Consider the following 23776-nt stretch of genomic DNA (forward strand, 5'->3'; position numbering starts at 1 on the left):
AGGTACTCGGGTCCACGATGGCCCCGGACGAGGACCGGACGGGACCCGCACCGGGAGGGGCGAGCGATGGCGGACGCGATCGGCGAGGGCGGCGAGGGCAATGAGGGGGGCACGGCCGAGGCCGTGGAGAAGGCCCTCGGCCTGCTGGATCTGGACACCAAGGCGCGGCTGCTGTCCGGGCAGGACATGTGGAGCCTGCCCGCCGTACCGGAGATCGGGCTGAGCTCCCTGGTGATGTCGGACGGCCCGATCGGCGTCCGCGGCGTCCACTGGACCGCGGACGACCCCTCCATCGCCCTGCCCAGCCCCACCGCGCTCGCCGCGACCTGGGACCCGGAGCTCGCCCGGCGGGCGGGGCGGCTGCTCGCGCAGGAGGCGCGGCGCAAGGGCGTCCATGTGCTGCTCGCGCCCACGGTCAATCTGCACCGCTCCCCGCTGGGCGGCCGCCACTTCGAGGCGTACAGCGAGGATCCGTATCTCACCGGCGAGATCGGCACCGGCTATGTGACGGGTGTGCAGGACGGCGGGGTGGGCACCACCGTCAAGCACTTCGTGGCCAACGACGCCGAGACCGAGCGCTTCACCGTCGACAACCAGATCGCCGCGCGGGCGCTGCGCGAGCTGTATCTCGCGCCCTTCGAAGCCATCGTCAAGAACGCCCGCCCCTGGGGCGTCATGGCCGCCTACAACGGGGTCAACGGCTCGACCATGACCGAGCACCGCGAGCTCCAGCAGGGCGTGCTGCGTGGCGAATGGGGCTTCGACGGCTTCATCGTCTCCGACTGGTTGGCGGCCCGTGACACCGTGCGGGGGCTCAAGGGCGGGCTGGATGTCGCGATGCCCGGCCCGCGGACCGTCTACGGCGAGGCGCTGGCCGCCGCGGTGCGCGACGGCCGGGTGAGCGAGGCGGAGCTGGACGAGGCGGTGCGGCGGCTGCTCACCCTGGCCGCCAGGGTCGGCGTCCTGGACGGCGCGGCCCCCGCCGTCGCCCCCGCCGGCCGGCCCGGCCCGATCGACGGGGACGCGCTGGCCCGTGAGATCGCCCGGCGGTCCTTCGTGCTGCTGCGGAACGAGGGCGCGGGCGGCCGGGAAGCCGTGCTGCCCCTCGACCCCGGCGCCCCCGGCGGGGTGCGGTCGCTGGCCCTGATCGGCGCCGCGGCGCGCGACGCCCGGGTGCTGGGCGGTGGCTCGGCGGTGGTCTTCCCCGACCATGTGGTCTCACCGCTCGACGGGCTGCGGGCCGCCCTCCCGCCGGGCGTCGAGCTCAGTTACGCCGTGGGCGCCGACCCCACCGATGAACTCACCCCCGCCGCCCAGGGGTTCGAGCTGCGCGCCGTTATCCGGGCCGCCGACGGGCGGGTGCTCGGCGAGTCCCGGCTGGCCAGTGGGCAGGTGCAGTGGATCAGCGACTTCCCCGAGGGCGTGAGCTTCGAGGAGCTGCACACCGTCGAGACCGTCGGCACCTTCACCCCGCGCGAGAGCGGCGCCCACTCCTTCGGCACCAGGGGGCTGGGCGGCCTCCGGCTGGCCGTGGGCGGCAAGGTGCTCTTCGAGGGGGAGGAGCACCCGGCGGACGTCGGCGACCCCTTCGAGGCGTTCATGGGCTCGCCGGTGCCCCGGGGCCAGGTGGAGCTCACGGCGGGCGAACCGGTGGAGGTCAGCCTCATCTGCGCGGTGGCCCGGCCCGAGGACGCCCTTCTGGACGCCGTCTGCTTCAGCCTGCTGCACCGGGCCCCGGAGCGGGACGCCGAGGAGCTGATCCAGGAGGCCGCCGCCGCGGCCTCGGCGGCCGAGGCGGCCGTGGTGGTGGTCGCCACCACCGAGCGGGTCGAGAGCGAGGGGTTCGACCGCGGGCATCTGCGGCTGCCGGGCCGTCAGGACGAGCTGGTGCGCCGGGTCGCCGCCACCGGCACCCCCACCGTGGTGGTGGTCAACGCGGGCTCACCGGTCGAGATGGCCTGGCGGGACGAGGTCGCCGCGGTGCTGCTGAGCTGGTTCCCGGGCCAGGAGGCGGGGGCCGCGCTCGCCGACGTCCTGCTGGGCGCGGAGGAGCCCGGCGGCCGCCTGCCCACGACCTGGCCCCAGCGGCTCGAGGACGCCCCGGTCAGTACGGTCACGCCCAGCGAGGGCCGACTGGTCTACGACGAGGGTGTGTTCATCGGCTACCGCGCGTGGGAGCGGCGGGAGGGGATCGCTCCGGCGTACTGGTTCGGGCATGGCCTCGGCTACACGGACTGGGCGTACGAGGCGCTGGACTTCACGCCCGCGGGGCGGGACGGCGAGGCGCTGGGCACGGTGACCGTGCGGGTCCGCAATACGGGTGCCAGGGCAGGCCGTGAGGTCGTCCAGCTCTACCTCACCGTGCCGGAGAACGACGGGGTGGAGCGGCCGGTGCGCCGCCTCGTGGGCTTCGCATCGGTGGGCGCGGCCCCGGGGGAGACGGCCGAGGTGACCATCCCCGTACCCCGCCGGGCGGCGGAGATCTGGGACGCGACGAAGGGCGCCTGGCGCCTGATCCCGGGCACCTACGCGGCAGAGGCGGGCCGCAGCGTCGCCGACCGCCGCCTGTCGGCCTCGGTGCCCGTGCAGCCGACAGCCTGAGCTACGCCGTCCGGCGCGCGGCGAGGCTGCTCGCGTCCGCCAGCCAGAGGGGCCCGACGAATCGCGACGCCTGCGGCAGGCTGTTCCCCTCCCCGCCCCTCCCCGAACCCGGGGCTCTGCCCCAGACCCCGAGGGGCGGGGGGCTGCGCCCCAGACCCCGGGGGCCAGGGGTCAGGGCGCGGTGATGCGGCGGTAGGCCATATTGGCCAGTTGTGCCTGGCCCGCCTTGCTGGGGTGGAACCAGTCCCACTTGCTCAGCTCATGCGTGGTGAAGCGGTATTCGTGCACCGCCGGGTCGAACCGGCACAGCACATCCCGCCCGCACACGTCCTTCAGCACCTTGTTGTACTCCGTCACCCGGTCCGCCACCCGCTGTCGGCGGTCGTTGGAGGCCGCGTCCAGGTCCTGGGAGTCCTTCAGCATCGACGGGCAGATGCCCAGCTTCCAGATCTGCCGGCCGAAGACGTTCTTCCGCCCCTCCGACCACAGCCGCTTCAGGTCCGGCACGCTGGCCACGTACACCTGCGTCTTCGGCAGATCGCGGCGCAGCCGGGTGAGCGCCGAGGTGAAGGTGGTGCGGAACTGCTCGGCGGAGGTCATGTCGTCCACCGAGTCCCGGCACGCGTCATTGGCGCCGATCATCACGGTGATCAGCTTCGGCTTGCGGGCCGCGGCCGCCTCGATCTGGCCGGGGAGGTCGGCCACGACCGCGCCGGTCTTGGCGAAGTTCCAGGCGTGGGTCCCCGCGTCGGCGGTGGCGGAGGGCAGCAGCCGCTGGGCGAGGCTCCGCACATCGGTGCCGGTGGACCACGACACCTCGGGGCAGTCGGAGAGCACCGAACAGGCGTCGAAGCCGCGGGTGATGGAGTCGCCCAGGGAGGCGATCGAGGTCGGCCGGGTGTTCCAGACGATGGACCGCTTGGCGCCGGGCGTCTTCCCGGCGCGGGTCGGCCCGTGCCGGGAGGGGTCGTCCGAGCTGCCGAAACAGCCCGCGGAGCTCAGCACGGCGGCGGTGGTGAACAGCACCATGCCCGTGCGTCCAGCGGTGCGCCCGGCGGTGCGCAAGGACGGGCGCACGATCGTACGCGTGGTCGAGGAAGCGGCCGCCGATCGCTTCCGGCGTGTCGCGCTGACCCGCATGGCTGTTCCCCCTCCGGCTGTTGGGTGATATCTGTCCGGACCGACGGTACGTCACTCCTCCGGCTGACTCGCACGGTACGTTTTTCTTGTGCCAGATGAGCGTCGTCCCGGCGACATGGCGCGCTATGCGGTACCAACACATTACGCCCCGTCACATCCTGTCCACTTTCTAGAGAATTCTGCACGATAAATTTCACTGAAGGTGACGTCGAGACTGGTGTGGGGCTGATCACTAGGGCAGAATGTGATCCGATGTCCCGGGCGGGACCAGTACGGGCGCGAGGCCGCTGGGGAAGGCGCACCTCGAACCGCACAGGAGGCACCCGTGACGACCCGTGGAGTTCTGTATGTGCACTCCGCTCCGCGCGCGCTGTGCCCGCACGTCGAATGGGCCATCGCGGGCGTCCTCGGCGTGCGGGTCACTCTCGACTGGATCAAGCAGCCGGCGGCGAACGGCACCTGGCGTGCCGAGTTCTCCTGGCAGGGCGAGGTCGGCACGGCCTCCAAACTGGCCTCCGCGCTCCGCGGCTGGCATCTGCTGCGCTTCGAGGTGACCGCCGAGCCCTGCGCCACCGCCGAGGGTGAGCGCTACAGCTCCACCCCCGAGCTCGGCATCTTCCACGCCGTCACCGGAATGCACGGCGACATCCTGATCCCCGAGGACCGGCTGCGCGCCGCCCTCGCCCGCTCCGCCCGCGGCGAGGGCGACCTCGAGGCGGAGATCGCCAAGCTGCTCGGCAAGCCCTGGGACGACGAGCTGGAGCCGTTCCGCTACGCGGGTGAGGGCGCCCCGGTCCGCTGGCTGCACCAGGTCGTCTGAGCGCCTGACGCGCCGCCATCCCTTTGGCCGGGAGCCCGCTTCGGGTTTTAGCGTGGCGGCATGACCGAACAACACCCGGCAACGTCCGTCGCGGTCCTCGGCACCGGCATCATGGGCTCCGGAATGGCCCGTAACCTCGCCCGCTCCGGGCTCGAGGTCCGTGCGTGGAACCGCACCCGATCCAAGGCCGAGCCGCTCGGCGAGGACGGCGTACGCGTCACCGACACCCCGGCCGAGGCCGTGGACGGCGCGGATGTCATCCTGACCATCCTCTACGACGGCGCCGCGGCGCTCGAGACGATGCGGCGGGCCGCCCCCGCGCTGCGCCCCGGAACCGCGTGGGCCCAGGCCACCACGGCGGGTCTCGAGGCGCTGGAATCGCTCGCCGCGTTCGCCCGCGAGAAGGACCTCGTCCTCATCGACTCGCCCGTGCTCGGCACCAAGCAGCCCGCGGAGAGCGGACAGCTGCTGGTGCTGGCCGCCGGGCCCAACCCCGTCCGCCCGGTGGTCTGGCCGGTTTTCGACGCCATCGGCAGCCGTACGGTGTGGGTCGGCGACACCGCGGAGAGCGCCGCCGCCACCCGGCTCAAGCTGGTGCTCAACAGCTGGGTCCTCAACGTCACCCACGCCACCGCGGAGGCGGCCGCCCTCGCCAAGGGGCTGGGCGTGGAGTGGCAGGGCTTCCTGGACGCGGTCGAGGGCGGCCCGCTGGACAACGGCTATATGCGGGTCAAGTCGGCCCAGGTGCTCCGGGGCGACCTCGAGCCCAGCTTCGCCACCAAGACCGCGGAGAAGGACGCCCGGCTGATCGTGGAGGCCGGGGAGCGCGCCGGAGTGCGGCTGGACCTGGCGGCCGCCGGCGCGGAGCGGTTCCGCCGCGCGATCGAGGCGGGCCACGGCGACGAGGACATGGTGGCCTCGTACTTCGCCAGCTTCGACGGCGAAGCCCCCTGAAGCAACGGCGAAGCCCCTGAAGCGGAAGCGGCCCTGATACACCGGTGGCCCGCCCCCGGCCGGAGCCGGAGGCGGGCCGCACCCGCGTATCAGAGCGTCAGACCACCGATGTGGTCAGACCGTGCGGAAGGCGAGCACCACATTGTGGCCGCCGAAGCCGAACGAGTCGTTCAGCGCCACGATCGGGCCCTCGGCCGGGAGCGCCCGCGCCTCGCCGGTCACGACGTCCGCGTCCGCCTCCGGGTCCAGCGAGCCGATGTTGATCGTCGGCGGGGCCAGCCGGTGGTACAGCGCGAGCACGCTGGCCACCGTCTCCACACCGCCCGCGCCGCCGAGCAGATGGCCCGTCATGGACTTGGTGCCGGAGACCGCCATGTGGTCCACGTCGTCGCCGAACACCTTGCGCAGCGCCTTGATCTCCGCCAGGTCGCCCTGCGGGGTCGAGGTCGCGTGCGCGTTGACGTGCGCGATCTCGGCACCGCTGATACCGGTGTTCTCCACCAGGTTCTGCAGCGCGTTCCCGATGCCGTTGCCGGACGGCTCCGGCTGGGTGATGTGGTGGGCGTCGGCCGAGATGCCCTGGCCGATGGCCTGCGCGTACACCCGGGCCCCGCGTGCCGCGGCGTGCTCCGCCGACTCCAGGACGATGGCGCCCGAGCCCTCGCCCATCACGAAGCCGTTGCGGTCGACGTCGAACGGGCGCGAGGCGCCCTGCGGGTCGTCGTTGTTCTTGGACATCGCCATCATGTTGCCGAAGGCGACCATGGGCAGCGGGTGGATGGCCGCCTCGGTGCCGCCCGCGACGACCACATCGGCGCGGCCGGTGCGGATCATCTCGATGGCGTAGCCGATGGCCTCGGCGCCGGAGGCGCACGCGCTCACCGGGGTGTGCGCGCCCGCACGGGCGTTGAGGTCGATGCTGACGTTCGCCGCCGGGCTGTTGGGCATCAGCATCGGCACGGTGTGCGGGGAGACCTTGCGGACGCCCTTCTCGCGCAGCACGTCGTACTGGTCGAGCAGGGTGGTGACCCCGCCGATACCGGAGGCCACGACCGCGCCCAGCCGGTCGGGGTCGATCGAGGAGTCCTCGCCCGCCTTGGCGGTGAAGCCCGCGTCCGCCCATGCCTCACGAGCCGCGAGCAGCGCGAACTGCGCGGAACGGTCGAGCTTGCGGGCCTGCGGACGCGGAATGATCGTGCCCGGCTCCACCGCGATCTTCGCGGCGATGCGGACCGGCAACTCGGCCGCCCATTCCTCCTCCAGGAGGCGGACGCCGGACCGGCCGGCCAGCATGGCCTCCCAGGTCGACGGGGCGTCGCCACCCAGCGGCGTCGTGGCACCAACACCGGTGACGACCACGGTGCGATTGGTCGAGTTCACAGGAATTCCTACTCCACGTGTAGAAGGTGCTGGACCTGCCACCGCACGGGCGGCGACGACCGGTCTTGATATGGGCTCAGCCCTGGTGCTTGAGGATGTAGTCGACGGCGTCGCCGACGGTCTTGAGGTTCTTGACGTCGTCGTCCGGGATCTTCACGTCGAAGCGCTCCTCGGCGGCGACGACCACCTCGACCATGGACAGCGAGTCGACGTCCAGGTCGTCGGTGAAGGACTTGTCCAGCAGGACGTCCTCGGTCGGGATACCGGCGATCTCGTTGACGATCTCGGCGAGACCCTCGAGGATCTCTTCCTGAGTGGCGGCCATTGCGGCGCTCCTTCTTCGGTGTGTTGCGGTGGTGGCGCAGCGTCCGACTTCTGCGGAGCTGCGTGGATATGGACTATGGAGCCTAAGGGAGGGTAACGACCGTCGCTGCGTAGACGAGACCCGCTCCGAATCCGATGACGAGCGCGGTGTCGCCGCTCTTCGCCTGCCCCGTCGCCAACAGCCGCTCCATGGCGAGCGGAATGGAGGCGGCCGAGGTGTTGCCGGTGGTCTCCACATCACGGGCGACCGTGACGTGCTCCGGCAGCTTGAGGGTTTTGATCATCGAGTCGATGATCCGCATGTTGGCCTGGTGGGGGATGAACGCGTCGAGCTCGTCCGCGCTGACCCCGGCCTCGTCCAGGGCCTGCTGGGCGACCTTCGCCATCTCGTAGACGGCCCAGCGGAAGACGGCCTGCCCCTCCTGGCGCAGCGCCGGGTAGCGCACGTCGGCGGCGTTCTGCTCGCGGTAGACGTCCCAGGGCAGCGTCTGGGTGATGGTGTCGGACTTGTCGCCCTCCGAGCCCCAGACGGTCGGGCCGATCGCGGGCTCCTTGGAGGGGCCGACCACCACGGCGCCGGCGCCGTCGCCGAACAGGAAGGCCGTCGCCCGGTCCTCCAGATCGGTCAGGTCCGAAAGCCGCTCGACCCCGATGACCAGCACATGCTCCGCGGTGCCGTCGGTGATCATGCCCTTGGCGAGGGTCAGCCCGTAGCCGAAGCCCGCGCAGCCCGCCGAGATGTCGAACGCGGCCGGCTTGCCGGCGCCCAGCAGATGCGCGATCTCGGTGGCGACCGCCGGGGTCTGCTTCAGGTGCGAGACCGTGGAGACGATCACGGCACCGATCTGCTCCGGCGTCAGACCGGCGTCGGCGATGGCCTTGCCTCCGGCCTCCACGGACATGGCGGCGACCGTCTCGTCCGGACCGGCCCAGTGCCGGGTGGCGATGCCCGAACGGGAGCGGATCCACTCGTCGGAGGAGTCGATGTGCTTGAGGATCTCCTCGTTCGGCACCACCCGGGTGGGACGGTAGCCACCGACGCCGAGAATGCGCGCGTACGGGGCGCCCTTGCTGGGCTTGATCTTCGCGGTCATCCTTCTCGGAGCTCCTCTTCGGCCGGGGTGTCGACGGGAACGGCGTGCTCCGCGATCAGCGCACGGGCCGTGTCGAGATCGTCCGGAGTCTTCAGCGCCACATTGGTGACGCCCGGCAGCGCGCGCTTGGCGATGCCGGTGAGCGTGCCGCCCGGGGCCACCTCGATCAGCCCGGTGACGCCCAGCTCCTGGAAGGTCTCCATGCACAGATCCCAGCGCACCGGGTTGGACACCTGGGCGACCAGCCGCTCGATCACCCCGGCCCCGGTCGTCACGACCCCGCCGTCCCGGTTGGAGACGTATCGGGTGCGCGGATCGGCCACCGGGACGCCCGCGACCAGGGCCTCGAGGGCGGCGACCGCCGGGGCCATGTGGTTGGTGTGGAACGCGCCGGCCACCTTGAGCGGTACGACTCGGCGCACCCCCTCCGGCTTGTCCTCGGCCAGCGCCGCCAGTTGCTCGGCGGTGCCCGCGGCCACGATCTGTCCGGCGCCGTTGACGTTCGCCGGGGTCAGTCCGTGCTTGGCGAGGTGGGCGACGACCTCGTCCTGCTCACCACCCAGTATGGCGGCCATTCCGGTCTCGGTGCGGCTCGCGGCCTCCGCCATGGCGAGTCCGCGGCGGCGGACCAGCACCATGGCCGCTTCGTCGGTGAGCACACCGGAGGCCGCGGCCGCGGTGATCTCGCCGACGCTGTGGCCCGCGACCGCGCCGATGCGGTTCGGCAGCTCCGCGAGACCGGTCGCGCCCTCGACGCCCTCGCCGAACAGCGCGTGGGCGGCGACCAGACCGGCGGCCACCAGCAGCGGCTGGGCCACCGCGGTGTCGCGGATCTCCTCCTCATCGGCCTTGGTGCCGTAGTGGATGAGGTCCAGACCGGAGACGGCCGACCACCAGGCCAGACGTTCGGTGACGCCGGGGAGGTCGAGCCAGGGGGTCAGGAAGCCGGGCTTTTGAGCACCCTGGCCGGGAGCGACGAGTACGAGCACTCTCACACTCTCTCTTGTGGACGGTCCGGCTCGCCCGTGAGGACAAGGACGAAGAACCGACAGGGGAATTGTGGGGGTCCGACAAACGGTCAGGGCAATATGTTCGCGTCGGCGAGACGTCCCAGGATCAGGGCTATGCGCAGAGTAAACGCCGACCTGACGTCGGAAGGTGACCATCCGGTGACGTCCGTCACACGTCGTAGCCGGTAGCGGACGGTGTTCGGGTGAACGAAGAGCATCCGGGCCGCACCCTCCAGACTGCTCGCCTGTTCAAGGTACACACTCAGTGTCTCGAGCAGCGCGGAACCGGCTTCCTCCAGCGGTCTGTAGATCTCCTCCACCAACTGCTCACGGGCGGCCGGATCCCCGGCCATCGCGCGCTCGGGCAGCAGATCGTCGGCGAGCACCGGGCGGGGCGCGTCCGGCCAGGCGGTGCACGCCTTCAGCCCGGCCGCCGCCGCCCCCGCCGAGCGGGTCGCGGCCAGCAGGTCGGATACCACGGGACCGGCCACCACCGGACCCGGGGCATACGGCCCGATCAGCGCCTTCGCCGCCTGGAGCGGATTGTCCGAGCCGCCCGCGACCACCACCAGCCGGTCGCCCAGCACCCCGGTGAGCACCTGAAGCTTGGCGTGCCGGGCGGCCCGCCGGATCGCCTCGACGGTCAGCTCGCTGTCCCCGTCCGGGGCGGTGCCCAGCACCACGCACACATGTTCGGGTGAGTTCCAGCCCAGGGCGGCGGCGCGGGACAGCGCACCCTCGTCCGCCTCGCCGGACAGCACCGCGTTGACCACCAGCGACTCCAGCCGGGCGTCCCAGGCGCCGCGCGCCTCGGCGGCCTGCGCGTACACCTGGGCGGTGGCGAAGGCGATCTCCCGCGCGTACACCAGCAGCGCCTCGCGGAGCACCGACTCATCGCCCGGGGCCGCCACGTCGTCGATCGCCGACTCCATGACCTCGATGGTCGTGCGGACCATCTCCACGGTCTGCCGCAGGGTGATCGCCCGGGTCAGCTCGCGCGGGGCGGTGCCGAACACATCGGTGCTGATCGCCTGGGGTGCCTCGGGGTGGCGAAACCATTCGGTGAAGGCCGCGATGCCCGCCTGCGCCACCAGCCCGATCCAGGAGCGGTTCTCGGGCGGCATCGCCCGGTACCACGGCAGCTGCTCGTCCATGCGCGCGATGGCGTTGGCGGCGAGCTTCCCGGAGGACTTCTCCAGGCGGCGCAGGGTGGCACTGTGCGGATGCGGGGTGTTCGAGGCTGGTTCAGGCACGAGGACAAGACTGCCTTATCGGGTGATGAGCGCTGGGGGCGGGAGGCTACGCGGGGGTATACGCGGGGGTAGGGACGGGGCGGGGGCGGACGGTCAGGGGCGCACTACCGTGGACCGGGTGATGTGGATACAGCGGTCCGGTGCACGGTATCCGGGTGGGGAGGGCGTGGGCATCGAGACGCGCCACGCCTTTTCCTTCTCTGGGTACTACGACCCCGGCAATGTGCGGTTCGGCTCGCTCGTGGCCTGCAACGAGGAGCGGCTCGCGCCCGGCGCGGGCTTCGCCGAACATCCCCACCGCGATATGGAGATCGTCACCTGGGTCGTCGAGGGCGAACTCACCCATGAGGACTCCACCGGCGCGCGGACCGTCGTGCGCCCCGGCGACGTCCAGCGGCTCAGCGCCGGAAGCGGAGTGCGTCACACCGAGCGCAACGCGGGTGCCGAACCCCTCACCTTCGTCCAGATGTGGCTGATGCCGGGCCCCGGTGCCGCCACGGACCCGGCGTACGAGGTGGTGCGCGGCATCGCCGACGGCACCCCGTACGCACTGGAGCGCACCGAGGCGGTGCTGCATGTGCGGCGGCTGGTGGACGGCGAGCGCACCGCGCTGCCGGACGCGCCCTGGGTGTACGCGCACGCGGTGCGCGGCGCGGCGCGGATCGACGGCGGGACCCTCACACCCGGCGACGCGGCCCGGATCTCCGCCGCGGAGGGGCTGGAGGCGCGCGCGGAGGGGCCCGCCGAGCTGCTGATCTGGGAGATGCACGCGGAGCCGGGCTACGGCTGAGGGGCCTCGAGGGCTCCCGAGGGCTCCCGAGGGTTACAGCTCCGCCAGGACCGCGTCGGTGAACGTGGGCCAGGCCTCGATCGCCCACGGGCCGAAGGCCCGGTCGGTCAGGGCCACACAGGCGGCGCCCGCGTCCGGGTCCACCCAGAGGAACGTCCCTGACTGGCCGAAATGTCCGAAGGTGCGGGGCGAGGAGGAGGCGCCGGTCCAGTGCGGCGACTTGCCGTCGCGTATCTCGAAGCCGAGCCCCCAGTCGTTGGGCCGCTGATGTCCGTAGCCGGGCAGCACACCCGTGAGACCCGGGTGCACCACGGAGGTGGCCCCGGCCAGCGTCTCGGCCGCCAGCAGCCGTGGGGCCTGAAGCTCCGCCGCGAAGCGGACCAGGTCGTCGACGGTCGAGACGCCGTCCTTGGCGGGCGAGCCGGGCAGGTCGGTGGCGACCATGCCGAGCGGCTGGAGCACCGCCTGGCGCAGATACTCCGGGAACGGGATGTCCGTGGCCTTGGCGATGTGGTCGCCCAGCACCTCGAACCCGGCGTTGGAGTAGAGCCGGCGGTTGCCGGGCGCGGCGACCGAGCGGTGCTCGTCGAAGGCGAGCCCGGAGGTGTGCGCCAGCAGATGGCGCACCGTGGAGCCCTCGGGCCCCGCCGGCTCGTCCAGCTCCACCGCGCCCTCCTCGACGGCGACCAGCGCGGCGTAGGCGGCGAGCGGCTTGGTGACCGAGGCGAGGGGGAACCGATGTCCGGTCGGGCCGTACGATCCCGCCAGGGTGCCGTCCGCCCGCACCACGGCGGCCGCCGCCGTCGGAACCGGCCAGTTCTCGATCATCCGCAGGCTCTCCATGCCCATGAGCCTACGGGGTTGGCCGCGGGGACTTTCCCCTCCCCGCCCCTTCCCACAACCAGGGGCTCCGCCCCTGGACCCCGGGGCGGTGATCAGCTCACCGGCCGGGGTGTCGTCCGCGCTGCCTGTGACGCGGTGGCCGGTGGCCAGGGGCTCAGGGCGCGCGCGGGGCGGTTGGTGAGGACGTGAGCGCCTGCACTGGCGGGCTGATCGCGGTCGGGGCGTCGGCGCGGTGGGTCATTTGGGCGGGGCTCGTGCGCATCCGGGTTGTCCGGGCGGGGGCTGGGGCCTTGGGCCCCGGGGGTCGATGAGGCGACCGTCGCGCCGGGAACGCCTGCGTCGGCGGGCCGAGCGCGGTAGGTGCGCCGGCGCGGCGGGTGGCCGGGCGTGGCCGGGCCGTCCGGCGGGGTCTGGGGCGGAGCCCCAGTTTCGGGAAGGGGCGGGGAGGGGGAACGGCACGCGGGTGCAGGCGATGATTGGGCGGGCACCCGCACACGTCCGAGCTGCCCGGCCGGGGTCTGGGGCGGAGCTCCAGTTTCGGGGAGGGGCGGGGAGGGGAACAGCCCGCCGCGGGCGCCAAGGTTCCCCCAAATCTTCGCTTGCTTGGAGTGCACTCCAAGTCAATAGCGTTGAAGACGTCGACGAGGTGTGCGGATCCGCGACCTGCGAGAGGTGAATCGGCATGACCGTGATGGAGAGCGCCCCCGTGAAGGCGCGGAAGAACTGCGCGGGGAGAGTCGGCCACCCCCGCCCCACCGGGCAGGACCAGTACTCGATCAGTGAGGTCGTCGCCTACACCGGGCTGACGGCGCACACCCTGCGCTGGTACGAGCGGATCGGGCTGATGCCGCATGTGGACCGTACGCACACCGGCCAGCGCCGCTTCACCAACCGCGACCTGGACTGGCTCGACCTCGTCGGCAAGCTGCGGCTGACCGGGATGCCGGTCGCGGACATGGTCCGCTACGCCGAGCTGGTGCGGGAGGGCGAGCACACCTTCGCCGAGCGCGAGAAGCTGCTCACTGCGCACCGCGAGAACGTGCGGGAGCGGATCGCCGAGCTCCAGAGCACGCTCGAAGTCCTCGACTTCAAGATCGATGTCTACGCTGACGCCCGGAGGGTGTCGGAGAGGTTGGACCCCGTATGAGCGACAGCATCACCGAGACCATCGCGACCGTCGGCCTGGGGACCGGCGGACCCGAGGTCGGCGTCCAGGGCCTGGGCTGCATGGGCATGAGCTGGGCCTACGGACCGACCCACGACGAGGCGGAGGCCCGGGCCACGCTGGAGCGGGCCCTGGAGCTGGGCGTCACGCTCTTCGACACCGCCGATGTCTACGGCTTCGGGCGGAACGAGGAGTTCATCTCCCCCTTCGTCCGGGCCCACCGGGACCGGATCACCCTGGCCACCAAGTTCGCCATCGAGCGCGACGAGAGCGATCCGTACGGCCGCCAGAGGATACGCAACGACCGTCCGTACATCCGCCAGGCCGTCGAGGGCAGTCTGCGCCGCCTCGGGGTGGACCACATCGACCTGTACTACATGCACCGGCGCAACCCCGAGGTGCCGCTGGAGGAGAGCATTGGCGCCATGGCCGAGCTGGTGGCCGAGGGCAAGGTCAAGCACCTCGGGCTGAGCGAGGTCACGGCGAACGAGCTGCGCGCGGCGCACGCGGTGCACCCCATCGCGGCGGTGCAGTCGGAGTGGTCGCTGTTCAGCCGCGACATCGAGGAGAGCGTGGTGGGGGCCGCCCGCGAGCTGGGCGTCGCCCTCGTGCCGTACTCGCCGCTCGGCCGCGGCTTCCTCACCGGCTCCTTCGTCCAGGCCGAGCAGGAGCTGGGCGAGGACGACTTCCGCCGCCGTCAGCCCCGCTTCACCGGCGACAACGCGGCCGCCAACGCCGCGCTGCTGGAGCCGCTCCGGAAGATCGCCGAGGTGCGCGGGGCCACGCTCGCCCAGATCGCGCTGGCCTGGGTGCAGCAGCAGGCCCAGGTGCACGGGCTCGCCGTGGTGCCGATCCCCGGCACCCGCACCCGCGCCCGGATCGAGCAGAACACCGGCGCGACCCGGATCGAGCTGAGCGCGGACGAGCTGGCCGCGCTGGAGCCGATCGCCGGACAGGTGGCGGGTGCCCGCTACGCCGACATGAGCGCCACGAGCGCGGGCCGGGAGTAGCCTGCCGCGCCGGGCCGCGCCGGGCCGCGCCGGGGGAGGCCGCCGGTGCGCCGTGCCGTCGGGTGCCGGGTGCGACCGGTCGGATGCGCCGGGCGGCCGGCCGGGGCGTGGCGGGCGGTCACCGTGTCGATGGCGGGCGTCGGGCCGTAGCGCGGGGCGCCAGGGCTCGGAGGGTGGCCGACGGCACCCGGCACCACCGGATGCCGGGCCGGGCCGCGGTCAGCTGAGGCCCTGGCGGCAGTCCGGCCCCGTGCCCGGACCGCCGCCGTCCTCCCCCGCGCACCGCACCCCGTCGAAGTCCCCCAGCGCGATCCGCGAGAAGTTGCGCAGTGAGTCCGTCCCCGGCGCGAAGTAGCCGGTGTGCCCGTGGGCGCTCTCGGAGGAGACCACCCGGGCGCCGAAGGACGGATCGGTCGGGTCGTCGCCATGGCCCAGGCCGAGGAAGTCATAGCCGGTCACCCGGCGGATCCAGTCGGTGCGGTCGCGCGCCGCCCAGACCCGGGCCCCGGTGCGCAAGGCCTCGGCGCTGTCCGCCCGCATCCCCGGGCTGCCCAGCACCACCAGGTCGGAGACGCGGGCGCGGTCCATCGCGGAGGCGGCGAGACCGCACACCACCGAGCCGTAGCTGTGGCAGAAGACGGCGGGCGGGGCGTCGGCGGTGGCCGCGGTGGTCACGGCGAGCCCGGCCAGAAACCGGTCCAGGCGGGGTGCGCCCGCCTCGGCCAGTCGGCTGGTGGCGGCGTCCGGGCCCAGCCCGACCGGGGTGGTGTAGCCGACCCAGGCGATGACGGCGGTCGGCGTCGCGGGGGCGTCCTCGGCCATCTGCGCCCGCAGCGACCGGGCCATCCCGGCCGGGGCGCCGTACGGGTCGCCCGTGCGGTCGAAGTCTTCCAGGTCGATGTCCGAGCCGGGCACGATCACGGCCGTGCGTCGGGCGGCCGTCAAGTCCCCGTACACCTCGGCCACCTGGCCGCGCCCGCGCGGGTCGAAGGCGAGGATCTGGCGGCCGGGCTTCAGCAGCGCCGCGTACCGCTCGGCGAGCGGGCTCTTCGGGTCTGCCTTCCGCTCCTTGTGCCAGGCGGCCCGGATCGCCCGGGCGTTGGCCTCGTACCGCAGGCTCAGCGGTGCCCCGTCCAGATTGCCCACCACCTCGGGGTGCCGGATGACCAGCGCCTTCCGCTGGACCTCGGTGAGCCGGTCGAAGAACCGGGCGATCCCGGCGGGCGGGACGGCGGCCGGATCGGGCAGCTCGCGCCCGGCCCCGCCCAGCGAGTGGTCCGCCAGCCACGCTGCGGTCCCCGGCGGCGGCCCGGTGATGGCCTGCTCCTCGTGGGCCACGGTCCAGCCGGCCGTCCCCGCCATGACGGTGATGGTGAGCGCCGCGGTGATCAGGCGTCGTGCGTAGTGCCTGGTGCGTAGCGTCTGGGACATGGCGGCGTCTTTCCCTCTTCCTTCAGCGGTTCCGTCGGTGGTTCCGCGAGTGGTCGCGTCAGCGGTTCCGTGGGTGGTTCCGTCGGTGGCGGAGGGAAAGGTAGAGAGGTGTCGGGTGGCGGTACGTCACCCCCCGGTGCCAAGTGGGATGTCATACCCCAGTAGGGGGTCGAGCGAGATCGGCTGGTCCGGACAGCGGGAAGCCCCTGCCGTCCGGATGTGGGAGCGAACGACAGGGGCGAGAGAGGGGATGGACAGAGGGCTTGTGACTACTGCCAGGTGAGACGCTGTCCGTCGGATTCCACGTGCAGCATCAGCCGCTCGGCGGGTGGCCTGTCGGCCTGGTGCCACTGCCTGATCTGGTCGCTGATGGAGTCCCACAGGCGGGCTGGGCCGCCCTGGCGGACCATCCATCGCCCGTCGTCCTCGAACGCGGCTGCCCACGCCCCGGCCTCCACGTCGATGATGACGTGTTCGTCTCGGCCGTTGCGGGACAGTGCGAAGCGCTGGGCCCGTGGTGCCGCGAACTGCGCGACGAACCGCGCCGTCCAATCGTCCAGCACATCACCGCCGATGTCCGTTGGCATGGCTTCCCCCGAATTGAGATCCGGCAGAGTTCCCAGAGCCGGAGGAGTGTGGGACCGCGCGAGCATGAACGAGACTCTTCCGCCAAGGACAGGGCCGCTTGCTGTTCCGTCTTCGGCCACGGTCAGACGGACAAGCTCAGACGCGTTCATCCACCCGCAGACGGCCACGAGAATCTCACCCCCTACACGGGTCTGAGCGATCCACTCCGAGGGAACCGAATGCACTCCACATGTCGCGATCAAGCGGTCGTAGGGGCCGCTCTCCTCATGACCGGCCAATCCGTTACCGACAATCAACTCAGGCCAGTAACCGAGCCTGCCCAGGGCCGTACCCGCGCGAGCGGAGATATTCGAGTCCACCTCAACTGATGTCACGTTGTCCTCACCGGCCACCTGCGAGAGAAGTGCCGTTGAGTAACCCGTTCCAGTGCCGATCTCGAGCACCCGGGTGCCCTCATCTACGTGAAGCTCTTCGAGCATACGGACCACGAGACTCGGGAGGGTGGAAGATGAAGAGGGGCGGTGCGAGATACGTCCCTCGATTTGGCTTGGAGTGACGGAATCCGCAACCTGGGTGGTCAGCGTGTCGTCCTCGTACACGCGGCGGAGCCGTTCGGGGTGGTCCGCGAGGAACACGGGGCGGTACCAGCCCTCGTCTTCGTATTCGAACCAGCCATCGGATAGAAATGCTTCGCGGGGAACGGCCAGAATGGCGGCTTCCCATTCTGGACTTCGCAATGCTCCGGATTCGGTAAGTTGCCGCGCGAGAGCCGCCCGCAGCCCCTCAGAGGAAAAGTCGTCGGTCATGCGTTATTCTCTCCGTTCTCCAACAGGTCCACGATAGCTGTCGTGATGGGAAGTCCCGCCGCATCTTCGAGCCACGCCCATTGTCCATTCGCGTTGCATTCGAGGAACCACCATCTTTCGTCTGTGGTTACCGCGAAATCGAATGCCCCGAAGTTGAGCCCGAAATGAGCGAGGAACCGAACCAGTGTGCGCCGCATGTCGTCCGGGCACTGGATCGGTTCGTACGTCAGGTTCCGGTACTCGGTGCGCCAGTCGATCACACCAGGTGGGGAAGTAATCCGTGCGCAGAAAATCCGTTCACCAACAACAACCGCTCGTACATCGAAAACCTTGGGAACCTGAGCCTGGAACAGATGCGCGCAATGACGTACCGCGTCGTCCACCTTGCCGGGATCAACGGAGGATGCCCAAATCCCGGCAGGCTCCCTATCGATGTCATAGGCGCCCGCATGCATCGAGCGAGCGGATGCTTCCCAGGTCTGCCGTTCGCTCGCCTACGTGGAGCTGCCCACCCCAACCGTCCGGACTCAACCGGGCTGTAAGAACACAGGAGTCAGGAAAATCGCCACCGGGATCGAATCGTAGAACGGGCACCCGGCGTCGGTTTAACTCCGTGATGACCAAATCTGCGGTGGGGTCCTCGTATTCGGTGGCGACCAGCACCGGGTACCCGTTCATCTCTTACGACTGCCCTTCGTCCTGCTCGGCGTCGTGGCCGGCGTCAGAGTCCATCTTGCCGTCTTTGGACACCTGTGTGGGCGGGTAGGTGTTGACGGATGTCCCGTGTTTGCCGAGTTCCACAGGGGTCGGCGCGCCGTCACTGCCCACCCAACGGCCCGTCTGTGTTTGCGGGTCAATTCCCGCGTACCGCCATGGGGAAGGCTCCCCATTCCGCAGCGGTGCCATGCGGCTCATGCCCCACGGAATCGGCACTGCCGACTCCGCAGTGCCAGAGTTACTGGCCAATGTCCCTCCAAGCTCGTTGGTGCCGGTACTTGGAGCCCATCCCACCACAACAGCGGGAGAGCTGCGTCTCTCTTCGGCCAGTGTGCATATGCCGAATGGAGGAGCCCCCCGTCATCGATTGAAGACGTGGGGCCGGAGCGGGGAGTAAATCGGTGTGTACGCGCCTTACCTGTTGCCTCTAATTCGACCAGGGAGTCGGAATCGTCATCTTTGACGGGCGGCTGACCAGATCGCGGCAACACATCTCGATGGGATACACGCCGTTCAGCGCGAGGCACAGCGACGCGTGGTGTAACTCCGCCTCAGCCAGCGTGAGCTCCAGTTGGTAGAGGGCTCTGCCCAAAGCAGGCCGTGAGAGCCAGAGTTTCAGCGCCACGCCCCTTTCTGTGCGGACAAAGCGCTCTGCGGGATCGAACTCAATCCCATACGAGTCATAGTCGGGGATGTCCATCTCTTGCTCCTCGCTCACCTCCTTCACCACCTAGGCTTGTAAATCTGCTCTTGACAGTTCGGGCAGTGCGTCGCCCCCGGCGGAAATGGACCCTCATGCAGGCACGTCTTCGGCTCTTCGGACGACTTCGGCGACTTAGGGGGCTCAGGGAGCTTCGAAGGCTTCAACTTCCTCACTGCCCACCCCCTTTCGAATAGCGGCGGTAATTCGACGTGCGTCGTCAGCCTTAAGGCGGGCAACCGTCGCATCGCTCACCCGATCGTCACTCACCCGACCACACCCCCCGTGTGCGGGCGCACCACACGACGCACGCGAGCGCACCCGCCCACCATGGGCACTGGCGGGGGCATGGGCACCAACGGAGGCATGTGCACCGAGCTGGGCACCCGGGGCAACACCAGTGTGGGCCGGTCCAACGGCCGATACGGGGGCAGCGGATCGCCGCACCGATGCCTACCGCAGCCCCGTCGCAGAGGGCCACGTACCGCCTTCCAAAGCCTTGAGATACGTTGGCTCACGCCAGCGCTCCCTTCCGAGCCTGGTCACGCCCCCGGACCGCTCGCAGCGCGGTCGCGGGGGTCTTGCGTGGCTTCCAGTTGTCGACTTCGCCCCGTAGTGGGGCGTGTCGACACTTGCGCGGAACATCGGTTGAGTCCATCCCACGGGCCTATAGGGCGGCCCTATATTTGAGACATGGGAGACGATCCCGGGGCCCTCTGGTCCCATCCGCAATTAGCGGCAGCCGTCCTCAGCGAAGATTGGGGCGCTGTCTTTCGCGCGTATCGGAAGCTCACCGGCCTCAGCCAATCGAGGCTCGGGGAACGCGTCGGCCTGGTCCAGCCTGATGTGTCGGATATCGAACGCGGGCGTCGTCGTGTGACCTCCGTAGAGGTTCGACAACGCATCGTGGAGGGGCTGGGTATACCCTCCCGTCTCCAAGCGGCAGCCGCCCCAATGGCGACTGGCAAAGCCCCCGTTGCGAGCCTGACGCTATCCGGCCCCGCTCCCGACGAAGACCTATTGGCCCGTGTGACGAGCGTGGTTGACTCCGCTCACCGCGTGGACGCTGCCACCCTGGATTGGCTCGATGGGTTGCTTGCCGCACACCGCCGAGCCGAAGACCGAATTGGGGCCCGGCCGCTTGTCGACGTGATGCGCCAGCAACTCCGCACAGTCGTCGACATGTACTCAGGCGCACGCGGCCCGTTGGTTGATCGCGTCGTACGGCTCGCCTCCGAACACGCGCAATTCCTCGCGTGGATGGCACAGGACCAGGACGATACGGCGACCGCGTTGGCATGGTACGACCGTTCACACGAATGGGCGCTGGAAGCCGGAGACGCCAACATGGCCGCCACGACGCTCAACATGAAGGCGCACATGGCCTGGTCCAAAGGCCGCGCCACCCGGTGCGTACGCCTTGCCGAGGCTGCCCGCTGGTCTGCCTCGGGCACATCGCTCGGCGTGCAGGGCATGGCTGCTCAGATGGCTGCCAGAGGATACGCGCTCAACGGTGAGGCAGACGACGCCCGCCGTCTGCTCGACGAAGCGCAACGGCTCATCGGCCGGGCGTCCGAGCACCCCGAGGACGAGCCCGTGTGGATGTACTTCTACGGCGAGACATGGTTCACCCTGCAACGCGGCATGGCGGCCATGCACCTGCGCAACTGGCGAGTGGCTGTCGATCACATCGCGGTCGGGCTCGATGCGCTGCCAGACGAATACCGGCGCGACAAGACCTGGTTCCGCGCCTGCCTCGCGCACGCGCTCGCCGGGGCGGGCGAATCGGCCCAAGCCGCTTCCGTCGCAATGGCAAGCGTCCCCGACGCCGCCGCAGTCGGCCGCCCACACTCGTGGAACGAGTTGCACACCACAGTCGCCATGCTGCTGCGCCGAGGAGCGAAGGAAGGGCGACAGCTCGTCGCGGCGCTCCGCGAGTACGACTGAGGAAGGAGCAGCGCCACGAACGGCTGAATGATTCAGCGGTTGCAACAGGTCCGAGGGTCCCAGCCCCATGCCCCAGTACGGGGTGCCCGCCCGGCCGGGGTCACTGACCGGGTGTCACCAGGCCCGACTCATAGGCGAAGATCACCGCCTGGGCGCGGTCGCGCAGCCCCAGTTTCGCCAGCACCCGGCCGATGTGGGTCTTCACCGTCTGTTCCGCGAGCACCAGCGACTCGGCGATCTCCTGGTTGGACAGGCCACGGGCGATCAGCTCGAGCACCTCGGTCTCCCGCGGCGTCAGCCCGCTGCGCCGCAGGGCCGGGCCGTCGCGGCGCGGGGCGGGGCGCTGGCGGGCGAAGTCGGCGATCAGCCGGCGGGTTACGGACGGGGCGAGCAGCGCCTCGCCCGCCGCCACCACCCGGACCGCGGAGATCAGATCGGCCGGTGGGGCGTCCTTCAGCAGAAAGCCGCTGGCCCCGGCGCGCAGCGCCTCGTAGACGTAGTCGTCCACGTCGAAGGTGGTGAGCATCAGGACCTTGGGCCGGTGGGTGACCCCGCGCGGCGGGTCCAGCAGCTGCCGGGCCGCCTCGAGCCCGTCCATCTCGGGCATCCGCACGTCCATCAGCACCACATCGGGGTGGCTGCGGCGGCTGACCTGCACGCCCTCCCGCCCGTCCGGCGCCTCGCCGACGACGTCGATATCGCTCTGCGCGGCGAGCAGGGCGGCGAACCCCGCCCGCACCATCGCCTGGTCGTCGACGATGATCACCTTGATGGTCATGACGGGCTCGTCTCTTCGAGGTCTACCAGGGGGAGGCGGGCCGCGACGCGGAAGCCGCCGTCGGGCAGCGGGCCGGTGTCGAGCATGCCGCCGACGAGCCGTACCCGCTCGACCATGCCGACGAGGCCGTGGCCGGTGCCGCTGGTCTCCAGGGGCTTGGTGGGCGCGCTGTCGGGCGGGCCGTTGACCACCAGCAGGGTCAGCGCCGAGCCGCCCTCCGCCGAGATGGCCACCCGGGTGGCGGCGCCCGGCGCGTGCCGCACCACATTGGCCAGCGCCTCCTGCACGATGCGGTACGCGGACAGCCCCACCGCCTGCGGCAGCGGTTCGAGCTCGGCCACGTCGTCCGCGATGGTGAGCGTGGTCGGTATGCCGGCCCGTACGGTCGCCTCGACCAGCTGGGGCACCTGCCGCAGCCCCGGCTGCGGCGCCCGCTCCCCGCGGGTCCCCTCGCTGCGCAACACGCCCAGCAGCCGCCGCATTTCGGCGAGGGACTCGCGGGCGGTGGCGGCGATGGTGGAGAACTCCCGCTCCGCCTCGGACGGCAGCCCGCCGATCCGGTACGGGGCGCTGTCCGCCTGGACGGTGATCACCGACATGTGGTGGGCCACCACGTCGTGCAGCTCGCGGGCGATCCGGGTGCGCTCCTCCAGCAGGGTGCGGTGGGCCCGTTCGGCCTCGCTGATCGTCTCCTGCTCGGCCAGTCGCCGCTGGGCGTCCCCGCGCTCGCGCAGCGCCCCGGCGACGAGCAGCACCACGCCGCTGAGCACGAACAGCACCACATTGCTGCCGTTGCTCTTGTCCGGGAAGGCCATGCCGAGCGCCAGTCCGGCGGTGCCGGTGACCAGCCACACCGCCACCAGGGTGCGGCGCGGTTCGCGCAGCGCGAGGGCGAGCAGCAGGAAGAGATAGCCGATGATGGCGCCCGGCAGCCAGGGCCATACCCGGTTCTCCAGGTGGTCCGCGGTGCCGAGCACCACCAGGGCGCAGACCAGGTCGGCGAGGAAGACGATCCACCACGCCTGGAGGGGGCGGGTGACGGACAGCAGCAGCGGGGTGCCCTGGACGATCCCGAGCAGCGTGGCGACGCCGCCGCCCACCCCGTAGTCATGGGAGAGCAGCTGGGCGGTGGTGGGGACCAGGATCGTGGTGAGGATCATCGCCACGCCGTACGGCACCCTGCGCAGCCAGTTCCTGGGCGACTGGGCGAACAGCGGCGTCGCCGGATAGCTGGGGGTCACCAGGGCCCGGGCGAGGCCGCCCGCCTGCCGCCGGGCGGCCTTGGGCAGGCTCTCGTGCGCGGTGGAGGAGGCGCCGGCCGATGAGGGGCCGGCCGGTGAGGCGCCGGCGGCCTCGCCGGCCGCTGCGGAGGAGGGACCGGACACTTACAGCTCCGCCAGCAGCTCGGCCTTCTTCGCGCTGAACTCGTCGTCGGTCAGCAGCCCTGCCGTGTGCAGCTCGCCCAGATGACGGATGCGCTCGGCGATGTCGGCGGGGTCGCGGCGCGGGGCGGCGGCCCGGTTCGGGGCCGGGGCGCCCTCGGCGCACGGCACGGGGGAGGAGGCCCGTATGGCCTCCAGGACGGCCGCGGCGAACGGCAGCGACTGGTGGACGAGGCCGTAGCCCATCCCGAAGACGACGGCCGCCGGGTCCCGGTCGGGGCGGTCGGCGGGTTGGTCCTCGGTGGAGCGCCGCAGCAGCCGCAGATAGCCGTGGCCACCGCCCTTGGGAGTGACCTTGCCGGTGCCGTTCCTGGCCGTGCCGTCCTTGGCGGAACCCGCTTTGGCGGAACCCGCTTTGGCGGCACCGGCCTTGGCGGGGCCCTCCTTGGGGACGGTGCCCGCCGAGCCGCGGCTCTCCGGCGAACGCCACTCCACACCGGTGAGTTCGTCGATCCGGAAACGCTGGTCCCCGACCTTCCACTTCTCCGAGGAGGCGCCGGTCCAGAACCAGCGGAAGGAGATGGCCTTCCCGTCGAAGGACGCCTTGCCGTCGTACGCCTTGAAGGACAGCGGCGCCGGGGGCACGCTCACCAGATGCGCCTCGGCCGCGGTGTCCGCGTGGGGGCCGAGGGATTCGCGTATCCGCTCGGCGTAGTAGTCGGCGAGGGTCTCCCGCTCGGCCGGCAGCACCAGGCGGTACGGGTCGTACGCGTCCTTGAGCTGGCCGTCGGCGGCGTCCATCAAGGGGTCGGCGCCCGGTCTTGGCACGGCGCGCAGCACCACCGTGCCCCGTTTGCCCACAGCGAGCTCCACCCCGGACAGCGCCTCGAAGGGGATGCGGCGTTCGCCGAGCGCCTGGAGCAGCTTCGGCGTGCGGATCCCCCGTTCGAAGCGGATGAGCATGGAGTCGGCGTCGAACTCCCAGACGGTCTGAAAACCGGCCAGCACATCACCCATGCGGCTCATCGTATGCGGCGGTGGCC

At 71.0% G+C, this 23776-nt stretch carries 22 protein-coding genes; 7 read left to right on the plus strand and 15 right to left on the minus strand.

Going from position 1 to position 23776, the window contains the following annotated elements:
- The first annotated feature begins 66 nt into the window (after positions 1–66).
- On the plus strand, positions 67–2601 hold the full coding sequence (locus KHP12_RS34560) for a glycoside hydrolase family 3 protein (RefSeq protein WP_086885027.1): 2535 nt from the start codon (positions 67–69) through the stop codon (positions 2599–2601).
- 171 nt (positions 2602–2772) lie between these two features.
- On the opposite strand, the gene KHP12_RS34565 is transcribed toward KHP12_RS34560, so the two are convergent.
- Positions 2773–3741, minus strand: coding sequence for an SGNH/GDSL hydrolase family protein (locus KHP12_RS34565; RefSeq protein ID WP_210609232.1), 969 nt, complete (start codon positions 3739–3741; stop codon positions 2773–2775).
- Positions 3742–4066: 325 nt separating this feature from the next.
- Here KHP12_RS34565 and KHP12_RS34570 point away from each other — a divergent pair, with 325 nt between their 5' ends.
- Both KHP12_RS34570 and KHP12_RS34575 read left to right on the plus strand, forming a co-directional pair.
- Entirely contained in the window at positions 4067–4561 is a 495-nt protein-coding gene (locus KHP12_RS34570) for a DUF3145 domain-containing protein (protein ID WP_086882663.1), read from the plus strand.
- A 60-nt stretch (positions 4562–4621) separates the two neighbouring features.
- Positions 4622–5515, plus strand: a complete 894-nt coding sequence (locus tag KHP12_RS34575) for an NAD(P)-dependent oxidoreductase (RefSeq protein WP_086882662.1) — start codon at positions 4622–4624, stop codon at positions 5513–5515.
- Positions 5516–5629: 114 nt separating this feature from the next.
- Here KHP12_RS34575 and KHP12_RS34580 read toward each other — a convergent pair whose 3' ends face one another.
- The 5 genes from KHP12_RS34580 to KHP12_RS34600 form a co-directional block, all read right to left on the minus strand.
- Complete coding sequence (locus tag KHP12_RS34580; RefSeq protein ID WP_037959497.1) at positions 5630–6895, minus strand: beta-ketoacyl-[acyl-carrier-protein] synthase family protein; 1266 nt, start codon at positions 6893–6895, stop codon at positions 5630–5632.
- A gap of 76 nt (positions 6896–6971) precedes the next feature.
- The gene (locus tag KHP12_RS34585; RefSeq protein WP_020871568.1) at positions 6972–7220 is read right to left on the minus strand and encodes an acyl carrier protein; all 249 of its coding nucleotides are present in this window, start codon (positions 7218–7220) and stop codon (positions 6972–6974) included.
- Between the two features lie 82 nt (positions 7221–7302).
- Positions 7303–8313, minus strand: a complete 1011-nt coding sequence (locus tag KHP12_RS34590; protein WP_037959499.1) for a ketoacyl-ACP synthase III — start codon at positions 8311–8313, stop codon at positions 7303–7305.
- Entirely contained in the window at positions 8310–9302 is a 993-nt protein-coding gene (locus tag KHP12_RS34595) for an ACP S-malonyltransferase (RefSeq protein ID WP_086882661.1), read from the minus strand. The genes KHP12_RS34590 and KHP12_RS34595 overlap by 4 nt, the downstream gene beginning before the upstream one ends.
- 89 nt (positions 9303–9391) lie before the next feature.
- Positions 9392–10576 carry a PucR family transcriptional regulator gene (locus KHP12_RS34600; protein WP_020871571.1) on the minus strand — a complete coding sequence of 395 codons (1185 nt, stop codon included), beginning with the start codon at positions 10574–10576 and terminating at the stop codon, positions 9392–9394.
- A gap of 121 nt (positions 10577–10697) precedes the next feature.
- Here KHP12_RS34600 and KHP12_RS34605 point away from each other — a divergent pair, with 121 nt between their 5' ends.
- Positions 10698–11366 (plus strand): pirin family protein, encoded by a 669-nt coding sequence (locus KHP12_RS34605; RefSeq protein WP_086886521.1) that lies wholly within the window; start codon positions 10698–10700, stop codon positions 11364–11366.
- A 33-nt stretch (positions 11367–11399) separates the two neighbouring features.
- Here KHP12_RS34605 and KHP12_RS34610 read toward each other — a convergent pair whose 3' ends face one another.
- Positions 11400–12209 (minus strand): serine hydrolase domain-containing protein, encoded by an 810-nt coding sequence (locus KHP12_RS34610; RefSeq protein WP_086886522.1) that lies wholly within the window; start codon positions 12207–12209, stop codon positions 11400–11402.
- A 682-nt stretch (positions 12210–12891) separates the two neighbouring features.
- Here KHP12_RS34610 and KHP12_RS34615 point away from each other — a divergent pair.
- Positions 12892–13356, plus strand: a complete 465-nt coding sequence (locus KHP12_RS34615) for a MerR family transcriptional regulator (RefSeq protein WP_086884197.1) — start codon at positions 12892–12894, stop codon at positions 13354–13356.
- Positions 13353–14384, plus strand: coding sequence for an aldo/keto reductase (locus KHP12_RS34620; RefSeq protein ID WP_086884196.1), 1032 nt, complete (start codon positions 13353–13355; stop codon positions 14382–14384). The genes KHP12_RS34615 and KHP12_RS34620 overlap by 4 nt, the downstream gene beginning before the upstream one ends.
- Positions 14385–14603: 219 nt before the next feature.
- Here the strand turns inward: KHP12_RS34620 and KHP12_RS34625 are convergent, their stop codons facing one another.
- The 5 genes from KHP12_RS34625 to KHP12_RS34645 form a co-directional block, all read right to left on the minus strand.
- A complete protein-coding gene (locus KHP12_RS34625; RefSeq protein WP_086884195.1) occupies positions 14604–15815 on the minus strand; it encodes an alpha/beta hydrolase in 1212 nt (403 codons plus the stop codon).
- Positions 15816–16084: 269 nt separating this feature from the next.
- Positions 16085–17209 (minus strand): ATP-grasp peptide maturase system methyltransferase, encoded by a 1125-nt coding sequence (gene tgmC / locus KHP12_RS34630; RefSeq protein WP_086884194.1) that lies wholly within the window; start codon positions 17207–17209, stop codon positions 16085–16087.
- Positions 17206–17664 carry an MvdC/MvdD family ATP grasp protein gene (locus KHP12_RS34635; protein WP_308016969.1) on the minus strand — a complete coding sequence of 153 codons (459 nt, stop codon included), beginning with the start codon at positions 17662–17664 and terminating at the stop codon, positions 17206–17208. Before KHP12_RS34635 ends, tgmC begins: the two co-directional genes overlap by 4 nt.
- Before the next feature lie 226 nt (positions 17665–17890).
- Complete coding sequence (tgmA, locus tag KHP12_RS34640) at positions 17891–18124, minus strand: putative ATP-grasp-modified RiPP (RefSeq protein WP_086884198.1); 234 nt, start codon at positions 18122–18124, stop codon at positions 17891–17893.
- Between the two features lie 229 nt (positions 18125–18353).
- A complete protein-coding gene (locus KHP12_RS34645; RefSeq protein ID WP_143678280.1) occupies positions 18354–18626 on the minus strand; it encodes a hypothetical protein in 273 nt (90 codons plus the stop codon).
- A 693-nt stretch (positions 18627–19319) separates the two neighbouring features.
- Between KHP12_RS34645 and KHP12_RS34650 the strand changes: the two genes are divergently transcribed.
- Complete coding sequence (locus tag KHP12_RS34650) at positions 19320–20573, plus strand: NsdA family TPR-like regulatory protein (RefSeq protein WP_086884192.1); 1254 nt, start codon at positions 19320–19322, stop codon at positions 20571–20573.
- A 100-nt stretch (positions 20574–20673) separates the two neighbouring features.
- Here the strand turns inward: KHP12_RS34650 and KHP12_RS34655 are convergent, their stop codons facing one another.
- The 3 genes from KHP12_RS34655 to KHP12_RS34665 are packed head-to-tail and all read right to left on the minus strand — an operon-like array spanning position 20674 to position 23750.
- A complete protein-coding gene (locus tag KHP12_RS34655) occupies positions 20674–21351 on the minus strand; it encodes a response regulator (RefSeq protein ID WP_037959518.1) in 678 nt (225 codons plus the stop codon).
- Complete coding sequence (locus KHP12_RS34660) at positions 21348–22736, minus strand: sensor histidine kinase (RefSeq protein ID WP_086884191.1); 1389 nt, start codon at positions 22734–22736, stop codon at positions 21348–21350. Before KHP12_RS34660 ends, KHP12_RS34655 begins: the two co-directional genes overlap by 4 nt.
- Entirely contained in the window at positions 22737–23750 is a 1014-nt protein-coding gene (locus KHP12_RS34665; protein WP_086884190.1) for a DUF4429 domain-containing protein, read from the minus strand.
- Positions 23751–23776: the final 26 nt, after the last annotated feature.

The sequence above is a fragment of the Streptomyces asiaticus genome, from assembly GCF_018138715.1.
Classification (GTDB): domain Bacteria; phylum Actinomycetota; class Actinomycetes; order Streptomycetales; family Streptomycetaceae; genus Streptomyces; species Streptomyces asiaticus.